General features: G+C 60.4%; 15 protein-coding genes. 3 read left to right on the top strand and 12 right to left on the bottom strand.

The genetic code is table 11. The features are described from left to right. Positions 1–77 precede the first annotated feature (77 nt). The gene (locus B3H65_RS04635) at positions 78–1,769 is read left to right on the top strand and encodes an OPT/YSL family transporter (RefSeq protein ID WP_286684321.1); all 1,692 of its coding nucleotides are present in this window, start codon (positions 78–80) and stop codon (positions 1,767–1,769) included. 226 nt (positions 1,770–1,995) lie between these two features. Here B3H65_RS04635 and B3H65_RS04630 read toward each other — a convergent pair whose 3' ends face one another. The 8 genes from B3H65_RS04630 to B3H65_RS04595 all read right to left on the bottom strand — a co-directional run bounded on the left by B3H65_RS04630 (position 1,996) and on the right by B3H65_RS04595 (position 10,589). Beyond that, complete coding sequence (locus B3H65_RS04630) at positions 1,996–3,609, bottom strand: peptide chain release factor 3 (RefSeq protein ID WP_286684320.1); 1,614 nt, start codon at positions 3,607–3,609, stop codon at positions 1,996–1,998. Between the two features lie 77 nt (positions 3,610–3,686). Further along, on the bottom strand, positions 3,687–4,313 hold the full coding sequence (locus B3H65_RS04625) for an STAS domain-containing protein (protein WP_286684747.1): 627 nt from the start codon (positions 4,311–4,313) through the stop codon (positions 3,687–3,689). Positions 4,314–4,443: 130 nt separating this feature from the next. Next, positions 4,444–5,298, bottom strand: coding sequence for an AraC family transcriptional regulator (locus B3H65_RS04620; RefSeq protein ID WP_286684319.1), 855 nt, complete (start codon positions 5,296–5,298; stop codon positions 4,444–4,446). Between the two features lie 135 nt (positions 5,299–5,433). Beyond that, entirely contained in the window at positions 5,434–6,534 is a 1,101-nt protein-coding gene (locus B3H65_RS04615) for a GNAT family N-acetyltransferase (protein WP_286684318.1), read from the bottom strand. A 39-nt stretch (positions 6,535–6,573) separates the two neighbouring features. Next, positions 6,574–7,143 (bottom strand): DUF6933 domain-containing protein, encoded by a 570-nt coding sequence (locus B3H65_RS04610; protein ID WP_286684317.1) that lies wholly within the window; start codon positions 7,141–7,143, stop codon positions 6,574–6,576. 132 nt (positions 7,144–7,275) lie between these two features. Next, entirely contained in the window at positions 7,276–8,319 is a 1,044-nt protein-coding gene (locus tag B3H65_RS04605) for a DNA alkylation repair protein (protein ID WP_286684316.1), read from the bottom strand. A 57-nt stretch (positions 8,320–8,376) separates the two neighbouring features. Continuing rightward, positions 8,377–10,251, bottom strand: a complete 1,875-nt coding sequence (locus tag B3H65_RS04600) for a DNA/RNA helicase domain-containing protein (RefSeq protein ID WP_286684315.1) — start codon at positions 10,249–10,251, stop codon at positions 8,377–8,379. Positions 10,252–10,253: 2 nt separating this feature from the next. Then, positions 10,254–10,589: a nucleotide pyrophosphohydrolase gene (locus B3H65_RS04595; RefSeq protein WP_286684314.1), complete on the bottom strand. Its 336-nt coding sequence runs from the start codon at positions 10,587–10,589 to the stop codon at positions 10,254–10,256. A 229-nt stretch (positions 10,590–10,818) separates the two neighbouring features. Here B3H65_RS04595 and B3H65_RS04590 point away from each other — a divergent pair, with 229 nt between their 5' ends. Then, positions 10,819–11,649 carry a PDDEXK nuclease domain-containing protein gene (locus tag B3H65_RS04590; RefSeq protein ID WP_286684313.1) on the top strand — a complete coding sequence of 277 codons (831 nt, stop codon included), beginning with the start codon at positions 10,819–10,821 and terminating at the stop codon, positions 11,647–11,649. A gap of 151 nt (positions 11,650–11,800) precedes the next feature. On the opposite strand, the gene B3H65_RS04585 is transcribed toward B3H65_RS04590, so the two are convergent. The 4 genes from B3H65_RS04585 to B3H65_RS04570 are packed head-to-tail and all read right to left on the bottom strand — an operon-like array spanning position 11,801 to position 14,635. Further along, on the bottom strand, positions 11,801–12,091 hold the full coding sequence (locus B3H65_RS04585; protein ID WP_286684312.1) for a hypothetical protein: 291 nt from the start codon (positions 12,089–12,091) through the stop codon (positions 11,801–11,803). 2 nt (positions 12,092–12,093) lie between these two features. Beyond that, entirely contained in the window at positions 12,094–12,348 is a 255-nt protein-coding gene (locus B3H65_RS04580; RefSeq protein ID WP_286684311.1) for a hypothetical protein, read from the bottom strand. A gap of 48 nt (positions 12,349–12,396) precedes the next feature. Then, positions 12,397–12,996 (bottom strand): NUDIX hydrolase, encoded by a 600-nt coding sequence (locus B3H65_RS04575; protein WP_286684310.1) that lies wholly within the window; start codon positions 12,994–12,996, stop codon positions 12,397–12,399. A 52-nt stretch (positions 12,997–13,048) separates the two neighbouring features. Then, positions 13,049–14,635 carry an LPXTG cell wall anchor domain-containing protein gene (locus B3H65_RS04570; RefSeq protein ID WP_286684309.1) on the bottom strand — a complete coding sequence of 529 codons (1,587 nt, stop codon included), beginning with the start codon at positions 14,633–14,635 and terminating at the stop codon, positions 13,049–13,051. A gap of 370 nt (positions 14,636–15,005) precedes the next feature. On the opposite strand from B3H65_RS04570, the gene B3H65_RS04565 reads away from it, so the two are divergent. Then, entirely contained in the window at positions 15,006–15,632 is a 627-nt protein-coding gene (locus B3H65_RS04565; RefSeq protein WP_286684308.1) for a helix-turn-helix domain-containing protein, read from the top strand. Positions 15,633–15,653: the final 21 nt, after the last annotated feature.

Below are 15,653 nucleotides of genomic sequence, written 5' to 3'. Positions count from 1 at the left end.
CGTCTATACTATAGCGGTCCTTAAAGCCGTAACCCGACTTCCCGCTGCAGGGGAAGCGGATATACGAAGGAGAACAGATGAATACATCGAACGGTCGCGCGGAATCGCGCGAGCAGCTTAAGCCTGCCGGCATTGTTGTCGGATGCGTGGGCTGCGTCATCATCACGGCGTCGTCCGTGTACACCGCCCTTAAGATGGGAGCGCTGCCCTGGCCCACCATCTTCACCTCTATCACCGCCCTGGTGGTGCTGCGGGCGCTGGGCAGGAAAAGCCTCAACGAAGCGAATATCACCCAGGTCATCATGTCCGCCGGCTCCATGGTGGCGGGCGGGCTGGCCTTCACCATCCCCGGTATCTGGATGCTGGGGCTCGACGAGCAGGTAAGCCTGCCTCAGCTTTTGGCCGTGGCGCTCGCCGGCACGCTTTTGGGCCTGGTATGCACCGCCCTGATCCGCCGTCGCTTTGTGGAGGAGTCCAACCTGGAATATCCCATTGGCACCGCGGCGGCGCAGACCCTGCTGGCCAGCAGCGCGGGAGGGGCCACGGGCAAGAAGCTCTTTGGCTCCATGGCGCTGGCGGGGATCTGGTGCGCCCTGCGCGACGTGGCGGGCGTGATCCCCGCCATGGTCGCAGCGCTGCCCATTCCCGGCGTGAACTTCGCGCTCTACAACTCGCCCATGCTGTGCTCCGTGGGCTTTCTGGTAGGTGGAGCCGCGGTAGCCTTCTGGTTCGCGGGAGCGCTCATCGGCAACTTTGGCATCATCGTGGGCGGCAGCGCCACCGGACTGTGGGACGTCGCGACGGCGCAGGGCATTGTCTCAAGTTTGGGCATGGGTCTCATGATGGGATCCGGCCTGGGCGTGGTGATCAAGGACATCCTGCCCAAGGCCGCGGGCTACCTTAAGCGCGGCCGCGCCACCGGGACGGGCGCCGCGCAAGATGCGGACGATAAACCCGAGAAGCTGGGCAGCCTCTCCCGCATGGACACCGGCGCGCTGGGCCTCCTCACGGCAGCCGCCGCCTGCCTGGCCTGTTTGGTGCTGGGGCTCTCCCCTATCGCCGCCGTTGTGGTTGTAGCGCTCGCCTTTGTCACCACCATCATGAGCGCGCAATCCGTGGGTCAGACCGGCATCGACCCCATGGAGATCTTCGGCCTCATCGTCCTTCTGGTAATCGCCGCCATGGGCGAGCATAACCAGGTGAAGCTGTTCTTCGTCGCGGCGATCATCGCCATCGCGTGCGGTCTTGCCGGCGACGTCATGAGCGATTTCAAAACCGGCGCCATCATCGGCACCAACCCGCGCGACCTGTGGCGCGGTCAGGCGATCGGCTCGCTGCTGGGCTGCATCGTCTCCGTCGCCGTCATGGCGGCGCTGCTGGGCGCGTACGGCGCCGAAGCCTTCGGCCCCGGCAAGCTCTTCGTCTCCGCCCAGGCCAGCGTGGTCGCCACCATGGTCTCCGGCATCCCCAGCGTCGCCGGGTTCGGCATCGGCATTATCGCGGGCATCGCCCTGTACTGCCTGGGCATCCCCTCGATGATGCTGGGTCTTGGCATCTACCTGCCGTTCTACATGTCGCTCACCGCCGCGGTGGGAGCCCTCATCAAGGCGGTCTACGACCGCATCGGTGCACGACGCGCCACCGCCGCAGACGCCGAGACCACGCATGAGGAATCCGGCATCATCGTGGCATCCGGTATCCTGGGCGGCGAGTCCATCGTCGGCGTCATCATCGCCCTGGTCTCCGTCGCCAGCGGCATGCTGGGGTAAGAATGGCCAGAGGGGCGCATCTTTGCAGGTGGTCAACGGAGCGCCCCCAGACCGCGCCCCTGCGCGCCCCCGGCGCACGCTCTCGGCACACGTTCCCCGCGCACCCCTATAATGAGAAGACAAAAAGGACGCTTTTCAGGCAAGTTCACCGCCTAAAAAGCGTCCTTTTTTGTTGTTTCATCAAAATGATCGCGCCCGACGGCGGGCAGGGCGACCCAAAGAAGCGTTAGAACTCCACGTTGCCAAACTCGGAGAGCTTGAGCTCCTTGTTGTGGTCGGTGGCCCAGTCGACGTTCCACGGGCTGGTGAACAGCAGTAGCTTGCCGCCGCGCATGTCCTCGACGCGCAGGGTATCGCGGGTGAGGGACAGGCCGGCGATATCGATGCTGCCGGGCTCGTTCAAGATCCAGCGGATATCCGTGTAGGGCAGCGGCTGGCGGCGCACCTCAACGTGGTACTCGCTCTTCAAGCGCTGCTCCAGCACCTCGAACTGCAAGGTGCCAACCACGCCGACGATAACGCTTTCCATGCCGGCGCCCAACTCGCGGAAGATCTGCACCGCACCCTCCATGGCGAGCTGCTCCATGCCCTTCACAAACTGCTTGCGCTTCAGGGTGTCCACCTGGGTGATGCGGGCGAAGTGCTCGGGCGCGAAGGTGGGGATGCCCGCGAACTGCACGTGCTTCTTGCCGGCGCACAGGGTGTCGCCGATGCTGAAGATGCCCGGATCGAACAGGCCCACGATGTCGCCGGCGTACGCCTCGTCCACGATCGCGCGGTCATCGGCCATCATGGTGGTGCCGGTAGCCAGCTTGATCTTGCGGCCGCCCTGCATATGGTAGGCCTCCATGCCGCGCTCGAACTTGCCCGAGCAGATGCGGACGAAAGCGATGCGGTCGCGATGGTTCTTATCCATGTTGGCCTGGATCTTGAAGACAAAGCCGGAGAACTCCTCGCGGGTGGGCTCCACCACCTCGCCGCTGAGCGAGTCCACGTGCGTGGAGGGGCCGGGTGCCAGGCGCAGGAAGTCCTTAAGGAAGGGCTCGACGCCAAAGTTGGTGAGGGCGGAACCAAAGAACACGGGCGAGAGCTTGCCGGAAAGCACCGCGTCCAGGTCGAACTCGGAGTCGGCGCCGTCCAGCAGCTCGATATCGTCCATAAGGTTCTTATGGTTGTTCTCGCCGATCAGCTCGTTGAGGGCGGCGTCGCCCAGCGTCGCCTCGACTTCCTCGACCTTCTTGGTGCCGTTGGCGCGGCCGTCGCCCTCAAAGGCCAGCACGTGGCGGCTGGCGCGATCGAAGACGCCGCGGAAATCGCGACCGTTGCCGATAGGCCAGTTCATGGGGTACGTGCGGATGCCCAGGACGTTCTCGACCTCTTCCATAAGGTCGAAGGGGTCGCGGGTCTCGCGGTCCATCTTGTTGACGAACGTGAAGATGGGAATGCCGCGCAGGGCGCAGACGCGAAAGAGCTTCTTGGTCTGGGCCTCGACGCCCTTGGCGCCGTCGATCACCATGACCGCGGCGTCGGCGGCCATCAGGGTACGGTAGGTATCCTCGGAGAAGTCCTGGTGGCCGGGGGTATCCAAAATATTGACGCAGCAGCCGCCATAGGTGAACTGCAATACGGACGAGGTAACGGAGATGCCGCGCTGCTTCTCGATGTCCATCCAGTCGGACACCGCATGGCGGGCGTTCTGCTTGCCCTTGACGGAGCCGGCGGACTGGATGGTGCCGGTGTAGAGCAGCAGTTTCTCGGTAAGGGTGGTCTTGCCGGCGTCCGGGTGCGAGATGATCGCGAACGTGCGGCGCGAGGAGATCTGGTCAGCAAGAGATGCCATGGGGTTTGATTCCTGTTCTTTTGCGCAAAGGTTGAACCTTGCCATTGTAGCGGCAAACGCGGGCGGCGCCGTCCTCGCTACTTCTCGTCCACCAAAACGGCGGCGCGGGCGATGGCGGCATCGATGTTGGGCAAGAAGCTCTCGCGGCCAACCTGGTCAACAAAGCCGGCGCGCTCCATGGTGCGCATGGGCTGGTCGTTGGGATGCGAAATCACCAGCTGCACGCCGCGCTCGCGGCACATATCGAGCAGGTCCTCCAGAGCATGCATGGCCGAGGAGTCGAGAGATGGCACGCCGCGCATGCGGATGATGAGCACGCGCGTGAAGTCCTTGACCGAGATGTCGTTGAGCTGGTCGGTCATGCCAAAGAACATGGGGCCGTTGATCTCGTACACGCGGACGGCGCGCGGCAGCTCGCGCAGGTGCGTGACCTCGGAATCCTCATCGCAGTAGTAACGCCAACCGCGCACCTCGGTCTCTTGGCTCACCATCTTCATAAAGAGGACGATGGTGACGACCATGCCGGCGGTAAAGCCCGTGGTGATGGTATGCGGCACAAAGCGGATGAGCGTGCCCAAGCGCATGACGCCCATAACTATCAGCAGCACGCCCGCGATGATGGTGGCCGCGACCAGTCCGCTCATGCCGTCGGTCGCCACGATACCGGCGACGATGGTAGCGAACGCCGCCGTGGGACCGGAGATCTATATGCTTGCTAGCGGCGATAAAAGTGTTTCCGCTGCAGCGTGTTTATACCATAGGCACCTTATAAAACGAGGGCTGTTCATCAAATAGAAAAGAGCCGCGAACCATCGATATAGGTTGCAAGCGGCCCTATTCCGCACGGACCACGGGCAGCCACAGCTCGCTTCTGCTGTCTGCCGCGTGCATATCCCTGGAAAGATAGCGCTCCACATCAGAACCGCTCTCCCATGAAAAACCGCTCGACGGCAGCCATTCGCTCAACACTCGATGCCACAGATCGCCCATAGCGGTCGAAACGTCACCCGTGCACTCGAAGACGGCGTAGGTCGCCGCCGGAACAACGCGCACCGCCATGCCGTCCGGGCAGGGCGCCTGCGTAGCCACGCATGCCATATAGCCGTCGAATGCGCCGTCGCGGCAAAACTGCACGCCTAGCAGACCCGCCGGCTCCCCATCCGATAGACCAAGCAGCGCATCGACTTGCGGCTCCACATCAACCCAGTATTGCACCGCCTTCTCGCCCGCGTCCTCAAGCTCCCATTCGCCCGTGGACGGCACGCCCACCACGCGAAAGGCGGGCTTCTCTACAATCTTGTAATCCATTGGTTCCTCCCCTTTTACGGACAAGGTGAACACAAGGCGCGGATATGACGCGAGCTTAACGCCCCCGTTTTTCGCTTCGCTGGGCGAGATGCCGTGAACGCGCTTGAACGCGCGGGCAAACGCCGTGGGAGAGTCATACCCGTAGCGCAGGGCGACGTCTATCACCCTGGCGTCGCGATCAAGCAAGTCGGACGCCGCCCTGGTCATCTTGCGACGACGGACGTACTCCGCCAGGCTCACGTTCGCCAAATAGGGAAACATGCGCTCGAGCTGGTAGCGGGAGCACCCCGCTGCACGCGCCGCTGCCTCGTAGTCGACATCGCCCTCAAGCGATGCCTCTATAACCGCGAGGGCGCGATTGAGGTTTTCCAGCTGCGTCATCTCCGCACCTCCTTACAAGACCAATCCTATGGTGGCAAAGAAGCGCGGTCCTCTCAATACGCGTGCGAGAAAAGTCGTGCGACGGCGCGGTCGGACGCCACCATGCACGGTCGAAGCCCCACCCGCAACCGTTGCCTACTCCGTTCGAGCAGGGTCGAAACACCAGATCGAATAGTGCTGTGGGCAGCCAAACATCGTAAAGCCTCGTTTGTCCCCATGCGGATAACGCCAGAACTCGCCTTGCTCTCGCAGCGTCCAGCCGGGACGGCCCATGTAGGAGTAGTTTTCACCGTTGTCAGACATATGGACGAGCACCACCCGGCGCCGCGCCCGAGCTTCCAGCTTGTCCAAAAACGCCAGCAGCACGTTGTTGTCAAAAGGGTTGAACAGGTAGAAATGGGTGAAGCTTTCCAGCGGCATATCGAGCGCGCTGCCGCAGACCACGTCGACCTGGTCAAACGGCCCCGTCCATGAATGCGCCCGCGCCGCCAGCGCCGGGTCAAGCTCCACGCCAGTGAAATGCCCCGGTAATCCCGCCTCTACCGCATAGGCCAACACGCGCCCCGCGCCGCAGCCCACATCGAGCAGGTGTGAATCCTCGTCCAGATGAATACGGCCAAAGAGGTCTTCCAGAATGAAATATGGGGTAGGCGTAGGCTCATGCGCGCAATAATCCGCGCGGATGGAGTCATCCCAGCAGCCATCGTCCGCGCATGTGGAAAGAGGGCGGCCGCATGCCACAAGATCGCGCGACTCATCCTGCCTCAGCAGTTCTTCTTTTGTAGTTGCTACCAGGGGTTTTTGCAGGTACACCATATCGATAAGCTGCCGTCCGTCCTCGATGATGGCATGGTCGTAGTTGTCGATAAAGAAGTTTGCCACCCTATGCGAGAGCGCGAAACCGCAGTGTTTGTAGAGGCCGACGGTCGAAGGGACATCGCCCGTACCAACCTGCAGCGCGTTGTGGGAGCTGCGATAGTTACGCTCGATAAAGGAGATAAGGGCCTTGCCAAAGCCCCGGCCTTGAAAGCGCGGCTCAACCGAAAGGCTCTTGAGTTCCAGAAGTCCCTCGCCCTCATCGGTCACCACACACTGCGCCGCGGGCTGGCCATCGCAGGTGAGCAGGTACATGTCGCCACGCTCGAGGTAGCGGTCGATCATGTCCTCCTGCTCGTCCGCAAGAAGCAACAGGTCGAGATAGCGCTTTTTGTTCGAGGTTATCCGGGTGATTTCCATCTCTAGCCCCCATGGAAAGCGAGTCCTTGCAAGCTCGATCTAGTTCAGCGTGACCTTGCCGCGCAAAATCCCATGCTCCGCCAAGCTCTCCGCAAAGGCCTCCGCCGGAAATATATAGGACTTGCGCAGCGAGCAGTTGCGAATCAACTTGTTATTTAGCAGGTAGCACATGTCGGACTGAACCGAGCATTGACTATCGACGTTCTCGAACCAAATCATATCGACCGACTGGTTCATGTGCCCAACGGAGACGCGGCCATGCGTTTTGGTGACTTCCACGCCTTCCGTAGGGCGATAGAGGCTCTCGCTTGCCTCTACTCCCGCAGCATCAAAATACGCCCTAATCGTGGCCCCATCAAAACCAGACACCGCCATGGAATCCGCGATGGCCCCCACCGCTTCGCCCTCCCAGCGCTTCCACGTGGCGGCAGTCATGCGGGTGACGGCAGCAAAATAGCTTGAAGCATTCGAAACGATCATCAAAACCTTGCCGTTAGCGATCTTGACACGGTGAACGTCCCAACAAAACAAGGGATCGGGACAGGTTCCGTACGGCGGCTGCTTGAGTTTGAGGAACTTCTGAAGCGGAATGGTGATGCCAAGTTCCATGCGAGACCTCCTATTAGTGCGCGTGTTGCACAACAGGGTAACCGAGGCGGCAGCCCCTATTCGCGCTCATGCCAAAATACCTCATCGCGAATGTACTCGCACAAATGAGGAATGCAGCAACATCATCGATAATCAGCGCATCGCGCGGAGCTGTTCCTTCATGGTGGACGAGATGCGGCGGCTTTCAATCGCCTTCTGGATAGCCTTGCGACGGGTCCATTCGTCCAAAAGTGCAGCGTCGCCCTTGCGCTGCAGATACGGCAACGCAGCGGATTCCTGCTTCGCGAGCGCTTCGGCAAAGTACCACGCGCGCATCATGTCCACGTAGTAGATATCGTCCTCAGACGCGGGCGAACCGTCCGCAGCCGTCTGCGGCATGCGAGAGGTCGCGACCATATCGAGAAACCGCGGGTCGAATAGTTCGTCCAAAAACAGACGCATGAGCACGCCGATGCCAAACCTAATGGTGTAGCAGCGGCCAGAAACGAGCCATGCCTCAGCCTGCTCAAGAGTGCGCGAAGGATCCTTTGCAAGCACCTTCACCGGCAGCTGGTCGCACGTGGCCCAGTTGTCCACATGGGGCAAGAAGCGGTTGTACAGCTTGAGCGCGCGGCCATAATCGCGCTCCAGCCCAATGGCGAAGGCGTGCACCTGGTTCTCTTCGAACAAGCGGTGCGGCAAGGCGCGCAGAAACGTCGCGGCATCATCGCGGTGGACGAGCTCCTTGGCGATTGCACGCAAGGCGGGCGTGCGCACGCCGACCATGCGCTTAGGATCAACCGTGGGCGTGAGCCTTGCCATAAAGTCTCTGTATGCGGGATCGACCCGTTCGCTCAGGCTGCGGGCGACGAATTCGCAGGCGGAATCATCGCCAAAGCCGGGCAGCCCGCGGCAGAGCACGTCCTCAAGCGGTTCGGTCGCCGCCATGGCCAGCAACGCATCTTTGCGCTCACGCGGCAGCTTCTTGAACAGGGCCTCCGCGCTCATGGCACGTTGCTTGGAATAGAAACGTGCCTGCGCCACCAGGCTCACCGGTGCGTGCGACTTGGTGTACTTGGCGCCGCGCCCGGCTTGATGGGCCGCAACACGCGCCGCGGCATCGACCGCGTAGCCGGTGTAGAGGCTGCCGCCGCCGCATCGCAGCACGTAGAGGTAATGATCAAACGGCGAGGTCACATGCGCTCCCATACATTCTCAAGATCCAGCTACCGTCACTCGCTAAACCGGTCCGCCCTAAGCGTACGCTGCCGAACGCTCCTTCAAGTAGCTGCGCAGATTTGGATCCGTGGCGTATACATAACAACCCTTCATGCCGCGCGTCATCAGCGTGCGATATGTGTTCTTAATAATCTCATCAGCAAGCTTGAGCGCATGTTTTGGATCTTCGCGCTCCATCTTTTTCAAGCCCTTGATCGACTGGTCCGTTCCCGCGCGCTTTGTATAGTCGGTCACCACATGGTCGCCCTCATAGCGAAGGTCGTCGCCTATGATCACGCCAACGTACTCGAACTCAAGGCCCTGCGTTGTGTGGATGCACCCCGCCTCGTTGATGGACGTTGGACTAAGCGCGAACGCCTCTCCCCCATCCAGGTTCCAGCTTATCTCGAAGTCTCCTATTGTAATCTCATGGGTGTTTGTATCGGCGCGACCCGCGCGCGGCCAGTTCCAGCAATATCCCGCCAAAATGCGCGACTTGTTCGACCCCTGGTTTCGCTCGATTACCTTTTGCCTCATTTCATCGGGAGAATCAAGCACTTCGAAGTCGTAGTCGATGCCCTCGATATCGTAATTCGCCGTCTCGCGAATCTCTAGAACATCGTCCAGCCATGCGAGATACCCATCGGAGCCGTTGCAGCGAAACTGCGAGGAAAGCCCCTCTTCATGCACTTCCGCCCCGTTAACGGCGGCCCAGCGCTTAATCTCCCCAACGCTGCCGATATCCTTCACGGTCACGCGTTGGCATTCGTCGATAAAGAACACGCTCAGCCTGGCGGCATGGATGATTTCATGTATCTGGTTGACGCCCTGGTTGCCATACAGCCCCGACTTTTCGTTCAGACGATGTGCCTCGTCGGCCAGCACAACTCCAACGGCGTTCCTAGGCGCTTCCACATAGGCACCGGAGCCCTTGAACATGTTATCGATGCTGCTTTTTGTCCTGTGCCCCTTGAGTTTCTTGGCGTAGACCGTACGGGGCGCGCTGTTCTTCGAACAATACTGTACAAAGACGCCCTCTTGGGTAAGGCGAGCAAGCAGATTCATCGCGATAACCGTCTTGCCAGTTCCGGGACCACCGGTCGCAATAAGCACGCGCTTCTTTCCATCCCGCTCGCATTGGCGAGAGAGCTCCATGATGCGCTCGAACACAACCTTCTGGTCGTCGATCAGGTTGAACTCGGGATTGCTCTCAAGCATTCCCACAATAGCGTCCTGAAGACTCTTCGATGGTTTGATGCGGCCGTTATCGATCTCGTAGAGGATTTCGCTGTCATCGCCAGTCTCCACCACGCGCTTAATGAACTCGCGTAGCTTCCTCACGTCGCCCTTGGCAAACGCGGGGGCTTCGTCCAGATAATCCTTGTAGATGGGATCGTCCAACGGGTCATCCTGCACACGCATATAGTTATGCAGATAGGCGCAGGGCCACAGGTTCACGCCGGCTATCTGGGCGTATTCGTTGTAGTCCCTGATCATCTCCGCATAGCTCCAGGCTTGGTAAGAAGGATGGACCACGCGGCGCTCCCTGCCACCCGTGAACGTTTCCACCAGCGCGTCGAGGCCCTCGACCTTGTTCAGCTTCTCCCACTGTTTCAGCTCGATAATCACCACATTGGCCGCGCGTTTAGCGTCGTAGCCCGAAACAAGAAAGTCCACGCGCTTGGCGGTGTTGGGCAGGTTGTATTCGATCGCTATGCCAGAATTCCGCGGAATCCCGTCATCGTTAAGCACCTTGTACATGTACTCAAGCGAATTCACCCATGACCTGAACTCGGCGTCGGGCGTCTTGCGGTGCATCTTCTCCAAGATATTGTCACGGATGGTATAGGCGATGGCGTCTTCCTCGACCTGAACCATAAAGTCGGCCTTGCTACCGCTGTAGATAATCATGGTTACAGCTCCGTGTACTTCTTTGAATTGCCGTACGCCTTATCGACGGGATATTTCACTGCATTAGCATCCATTTTAGCGCTTACGGCATCGGCCAGGTCCACGCCCAGCTCGCTGGCAAGAAAGATGCAGTAGATAGCGACGTCGGCAAGCTCCTCTACCATCGCCTCTCGCTTCTTGGCAACCTCAAGATCCGTCCCCGACCACTGAAACGTTTCCAGCAACTCCGCCGCTTCCAAGCTAATAGAGATCGCTAGGTCCTTAGGGTTATGGAACTGCGCCCAGTCCCTCTCGTCACGAAACGCCAGCGCCTTTCTGGCTGCATCCTCAAACACCATGGCACGCCCCTCTCGTCATTCTTAGGACGAATTATCCCACCGCGCGTAACATGCAAGGGCCTATTTATGTCCGGACGAAAGTTTAGTAAAGGCACAATGAAATAGAACACAGGTTCGATACATCAACCAGAAGGGAGTAGCCAACCGCCAACCTCGTCCACGGCAGCCTCGTCCACAGTAATCAACCCGCCTAAACAACCCGCTCGAGCACCGGAAAGGACAGACAACCATGAAACATCCAACCAGTCCTAGCCCCCTTGAGGTAACCGCGAGTGTGGCAGCTGGCAAGCAGCAAGCTGGCGACACGGCCCCGAACGACGAATCGGTCTACTCCAACGTCCACGACGTCCTTGCACAAGCGCGCTCATCTGTCACGCGTGCCGTGAACGGCGCCATGGTGAACGCTTATTGGGAGATTGGGCGGCAGATTAACGAGGCGATTGGTGAGCGCGCCGAATATGGCAAGCATCTGTTCTCATACCTCTCCAAGCGTTTAACGGATGACTTTGGCAAGGGCTTTACGCAGCGTAACCTGCGAGCCATGCGCCAGTTTTACCTCACGTTTCCAATTCGGCACACACTGCGTGCCGAATTGAGCTGGTCTCACTACCGCATGCTTATGCGCGTAGACAACGAGCGGCGGCGCTTGTGGCATATGAACGAAGCCGCGGACGCAGGATGGAGCTCCCGCCAGCTCGACCGGCAAATCCAGACCCTCTACTATGACCGCCTGCTCGCCACGCGGGGCGAACGGAACAAAGAAGAAGTCGCTGCAGAGATTCAATCCACGCATCCAGTCACTGCGGCCGATAGCATTGTGCGTGACCCCTATGTTCTTGAATTCCTCAACATCCCTCAATCGCCAAAACAGTTGGAGAGCACGTTGGAACAGGCACTCATCGACAAGTTGCAAGACTTTTTGATGGAGCTGGGGCGCGGTTTCGCGTTTGTGGGCAGACAAGGACAACCTCTTTGCCTCTCAATACCTGACCTACCTGCCAACCGAGGAGGAGCTGGAGCGTGCCCTGCGGCGCGAGCGCGATGCGGCGGAATCTGTTGAACTATGGAGATGTATCGAGGATGAGGGATACCGACTCTTATCCAACCTTATCTAGAAAAGATTGAACGCCGGGCGTTGCAAACCGCACGACGGTCCAAGCCAAACAGGATCGATGCCCAACTGACAGCCCCGGTCACGAGCAGCCCTTAGACTAATCGCCCCTTTCCTCGTCATCATCCTCGCACGCAGTGCATCCCTCCCCGGTTAGCTCGGGAGCGCGCTCGATCATGAAGCCGATTAAGGCTACAAGGTATTCAAGCCCCATCTTGTAGCGGGTGTCCTCAGAAGGGGAAACGGCGATGTACTGCTCCTCTCGCTGGCCGAGCTCAAAATAACTCTCGAGCTCCGCGAGCTCTGCCACAAGTTCTGCGCGGGCCCTAATGAGCTCGCTATAAGGAGCATCCTCAAATTGAGCGATGTAAGACTCAGGTGAAATCATCATGGCTACTCCCCTACAAAGAAGTTGATTATCACCGCGGCGACTACAAACAGCAGAATAGCAACAACTAGCGCGCCGCCGGGGGTATCGACTCCGCCATAGCTGCCGGCTCCCTTGGCGCGCCTTCGATTTGCAGACGAGGAGCCGGCGGCGTTGCGAGCATCATCCAGCTCCTGCATAAGACGCTCTTCCTCGTCCATCCACATAACCCCAAAAGAGCGACGGCCGATCTCCTCGCCCAGGCTCCGCTTCTCGTCCATGCGCGCTCCGTCCCCGCCATCAGCCGACCGATAGGCCAAACTGGAAACCTAGCTGGTCCATTGAGTCCATGCTACCCAATCTGCATGTTGCCGGAGCTTATCGATAAGCTTGCGGTAGATGCGCTCGCGAATCCAAGGCTCGTTCGAAAGGGCGATGGCGTCTTCCATAGGCACCCAACGCACCGCGGAGTTCTCGTCCGCACAAATGCGCAAGGGCTCCGCCGGGTCCGCGACCGCCAGGTAGGTAACGTTAAGATGGGTATGCGAACTTACGTAGCGCCCGCGCTTCTCATGGCCGGCGACGGGAAGCACCTCGAGCGAGAAGATGGCGCCGGACCCGCACTCAATCAGGTGCGCGCCCGTAACGCCCGTCTCTTCCCGCAGCTCGCGAAGGGCGACGGCTGCAAGGTCGCGCTCGCCGTCCGCATGGCCACCGATCCAGCTCCATGAGTTATAGATGTTGTGGTAAACCAGCAGGGTTTGGCGAGCCGTCGGGTCAACGGTCCAGATGGAACACGTCATGTGGGCGGGAGCCGTGCGCTCGAAGCACGTGGAGCCGCAGTCGAGCGCACGCAGCATCACATGACGGTCCGCCTCCTCCTGAGCGTTGAAAGGCGTGTAAAGCTCGATTTCCTCGCGCAGGTCCATAACGGGTCAACTCCCTTGCCGCAGTAAATCTATTCCTTGCTGCAGTGTAGCCCTACTTGCGCTTATTGAACAACAAGGCGATACCGGCGCCAAGAAGCGCGACTCCGATGATTCCGGCAAATACAAGAGGGAGCGTAAGGTTGGCGTCACCCGTCTGGGGGAGGTGCGACGCAATGGAGCCTTTGCGCCCCGCTGCCTCCGCCTTGGAAGGGGCGGACGCGTCCTTCGCCTTGGCAACCTGGGGCTTCCGGGCAGCATTCGCCTCGCTGTCTCCAAGCGCCTTCTCGACGTCTTCGCCCACCTTCTCGACCGTGCCCTCAACGTCCTTCTCAGCTGCGGCGGCGTCCTTCTCGGCTGCGGCGGCGTCCTTCTTGGCGGCGTCCTCCTTCATCGCATCGTCCTTAGCAGCCCCGTCCGTCTTTGCCGGACTTTCAGACTTCTCGCTATCTTCGTCCCGCGCGGAACGCGACGCATCAACGGGCTTCTTTTCGGTCGTGTACAGCACGTTTGCCCGCAGGGCATCGACGGGAAGCTCACCCTCCTTGGTATAGGGGGCTCCTCCCACGGTCTCGAACTTCACCCCATCCAGACCATCGACATCCGAAGGCAACGCCCTCACGCCGTCCGCGGTGGCAACGCTCATAACCTCGCCCGCATCCGGCGCCACCGTGAATCCCTTGGGGCAACGGGCCGCTTCAAAGTTTCCGGACGCGAGCAGCTTGCCACCGGCGACCGAAGCGCTCACCGCCGAGATGCCCACACCCTCTTTGGCGGACGACGAGGCGCTCACGACGGAATCTCCCGCCACGGTGATGGAACCGAACGCGCTGCCCATACCAGCGCTGCTCGCCGCTTCGCCCGCGGTCGCCGTGAGCCTTGCAGCGTCGACGCTGATGTCATGGGCGGCGTGGATGCCGCTGCTTATGCTCCCCTTACCTGCATCTGTGTTCCCAGCGGTAGCCACCACCGTGCCACCCTCTATCTTCACGGCGCCGGCGTTGGCGCTGATGCCGGCGCTCACCTCCGCCGCGCGACCGCCGCGCGCCTCGACATCCGCCTTCGCGCCCTTGATCACCACGTCGCCCTCTTCGCTGTAGATGCCGACGCCGTACCTGGCTTCGCTCTCGCCCTGATCCAGACCGCTCGCCTTGACGGAAACGCCATCGATCACCACGTCGCCCGTAGCGTAGATGCCATCGCACTCGTCGTTGCCATCATGCGCAGGGCGATCTATGCCGCTTTCGACTTCAAGCGAGCCCGCACCCCCTATCCACAGCGAACCGTCGACTTCGATTCCGTTCGCGCCCTGGGACGTAACCGAGCTGTCCCCATTCAGCATGATGCGTAGGTCGCCATCGTCCAGGATTCCCTCGCCGGCGATACACGATACCGTGGCATGGTTGAGATACAGCGTGCCGTCTTGGAACTTGAGGTTGTAGTCGCCCTCGCCACCTCCCAACGCCACCGATCCGGCAGAGTCCGTCTTGGCATACGCGGCCTTGCCCGCTCCGCCCAGGGTGACGCTGCCGGCAACCACGCTGCTCGCAGGCTGAGCGTCCGCGATCGCGGGCGCGACGCCAATCGCCAGCGCCGCAACCGTTGCCGCGAGCATCATCTTGCGCTTGCCCCCATTACCCATGTTTCCAATCCTTTCTGCTACGTAGGTTCCCGCTCACAACAAACGGGCTGAATCGCCCCCTCTCAGGAGTCATTTCTCAAACGCACGATGCGCCACCGAGCACCTTGGGCCCGTCGGAACGTGGATTGGAATGTGGTTTTAGGATGGCTCCCAGGGGGCACCCGCGCGAACCATGCATAGGCAAAACATGGCGGCGCACGGGCGCACAACCCCAAAATACCGCCGGCGCGAATACCGATTCGTATCATTTGTTATTAGCATTAAACTAGCAGGTAGATTGGCATGTTACATATTTTTACTGACAAGATGGCCCCCATTGTCCATGCTTGAAGGCGTACCATCAGGACAAACGGGCGAAAGGACGGGCCGCATGAACGTTGGCGAGCGCATCCGTGAACACAGGGCGAGAATGGGACTTTCTCAAGAAGAGCTCGCACAGAGGGCGCTGGTGTCCAGGCCAACCCTGTCGCACTGGGAAACGGGGCGGACGCTACCCGATGCCCAGTCCCTCCTCATCCTGTCCCAGATTTTTGGTGTAACCATCGACGACTTGGTCTTAGGCGATGCGGACGAGATGCGAGACATGGTTCAGGCGGAAGCGCACGCTTCCCACGGTCGAACCATCCTACTCGCAGCAGTCACCGCGGCGAGCGCGTGCGCCCTTATCACGGTTGGTCTGGCGGCTCGCCCCATGGTTGGCAGCGTGGCCCAGCTTTGCCTGGGGGCGATCTGCGCGACCATGTTCATAGTCCTGACCATGCGCGGGCTGGGGCGTGCCACCGCCGCGCAATCCGCCGCAGGGGTACTGAGAGCCCTCGATAAGGAGAACCGCCGATCAGTCGACCCCTTGGACGAGTGCCTCGCCGACCAGATCGCCCGCGATGGAGTAAAGGACCCGCTCAACGCCCTGGTCCTCTCCCTTGCGACGGCGGTTGCCATCGCCTGTATACTCGCATGGACCGCCACCTTGCTTGCACCGAGCCTCTTCATTGCCTAATCCGCATCCCAAGGAAGGAGT

The sequence above is a fragment of the Collinsella sp. UBA1693 genome (genome assembly GCF_002320115.1).
Taxonomy (GTDB): domain Bacteria; phylum Actinomycetota; class Coriobacteriia; order Coriobacteriales; family Coriobacteriaceae; genus Collinsella; species Collinsella tanakaei.
This window is presented reverse-complemented; position numbering and strand designations above follow the sequence as displayed.

What these genes read in the sequence shown, in the direction of transcription:
- B3H65_RS04635 (WP_286684321.1), top strand. Translation starts at nt 78, where the DNA reads ATGAATACATCGAACGGTCGCGCGGAATCGCGCGAGCAGCTTAAGCCT.
- B3H65_RS04630 (WP_286684320.1), bottom strand. Translation starts at nt 3,609, where the DNA reads ATGGCATCTCTTGCTGACCAGATCTCCTCGCGCCGCACGTTCGCGATC.
- B3H65_RS04620 (WP_286684319.1), bottom strand. Translation starts at nt 5,298, where the DNA reads ATGACGCAGCTGGAAAACCTCAATCGCGCCCTCGCGGTTATAGAGGCA.
- B3H65_RS04615 (WP_286684318.1), bottom strand. Translation starts at nt 6,534, where the DNA reads ATGGAAATCACCCGGATAACCTCGAACAAAAAGCGCTATCTCGACCTG.
- B3H65_RS04610 (WP_286684317.1), bottom strand. Translation starts at nt 7,143, where the DNA reads ATGGAACTTGGCATCACCATTCCGCTTCAGAAGTTCCTCAAACTCAAG.
- B3H65_RS04600 (WP_286684315.1), bottom strand. Translation starts at nt 10,251, where the DNA reads ATGATTATCTACAGCGGTAGCAAGGCCGACTTTATGGTTCAGGTCGAG.
- B3H65_RS04595 (WP_286684314.1), bottom strand. Translation starts at nt 10,589, where the DNA reads ATGGTGTTTGAGGATGCAGCCAGAAAGGCGCTGGCGTTTCGTGACGAG.
- B3H65_RS04590 (WP_286684313.1), top strand. Translation starts at nt 10,819, where the DNA reads ATGAAACATCCAACCAGTCCTAGCCCCCTTGAGGTAACCGCGAGTGTG.
- B3H65_RS04585 (WP_286684312.1), bottom strand. Translation starts at nt 12,091, where the DNA reads ATGATGATTTCACCTGAGTCTTACATCGCTCAATTTGAGGATGCTCCT.
- B3H65_RS04580 (WP_286684311.1), bottom strand. Translation starts at nt 12,348, where the DNA reads ATGGACGAGAAGCGGAGCCTGGGCGAGGAGATCGGCCGTCGCTCTTTT.
- B3H65_RS04575 (WP_286684310.1), bottom strand. Translation starts at nt 12,996, where the DNA reads ATGGACCTGCGCGAGGAAATCGAGCTTTACACGCCTTTCAACGCTCAG.
- B3H65_RS04570 (WP_286684309.1), bottom strand. Translation starts at nt 14,635, where the DNA reads ATGGGTAATGGGGGCAAGCGCAAGATGATGCTCGCGGCAACGGTTGCG.
- B3H65_RS04565 (WP_286684308.1), top strand. Translation starts at nt 15,006, where the DNA reads ATGAACGTTGGCGAGCGCATCCGTGAACACAGGGCGAGAATGGGACTT.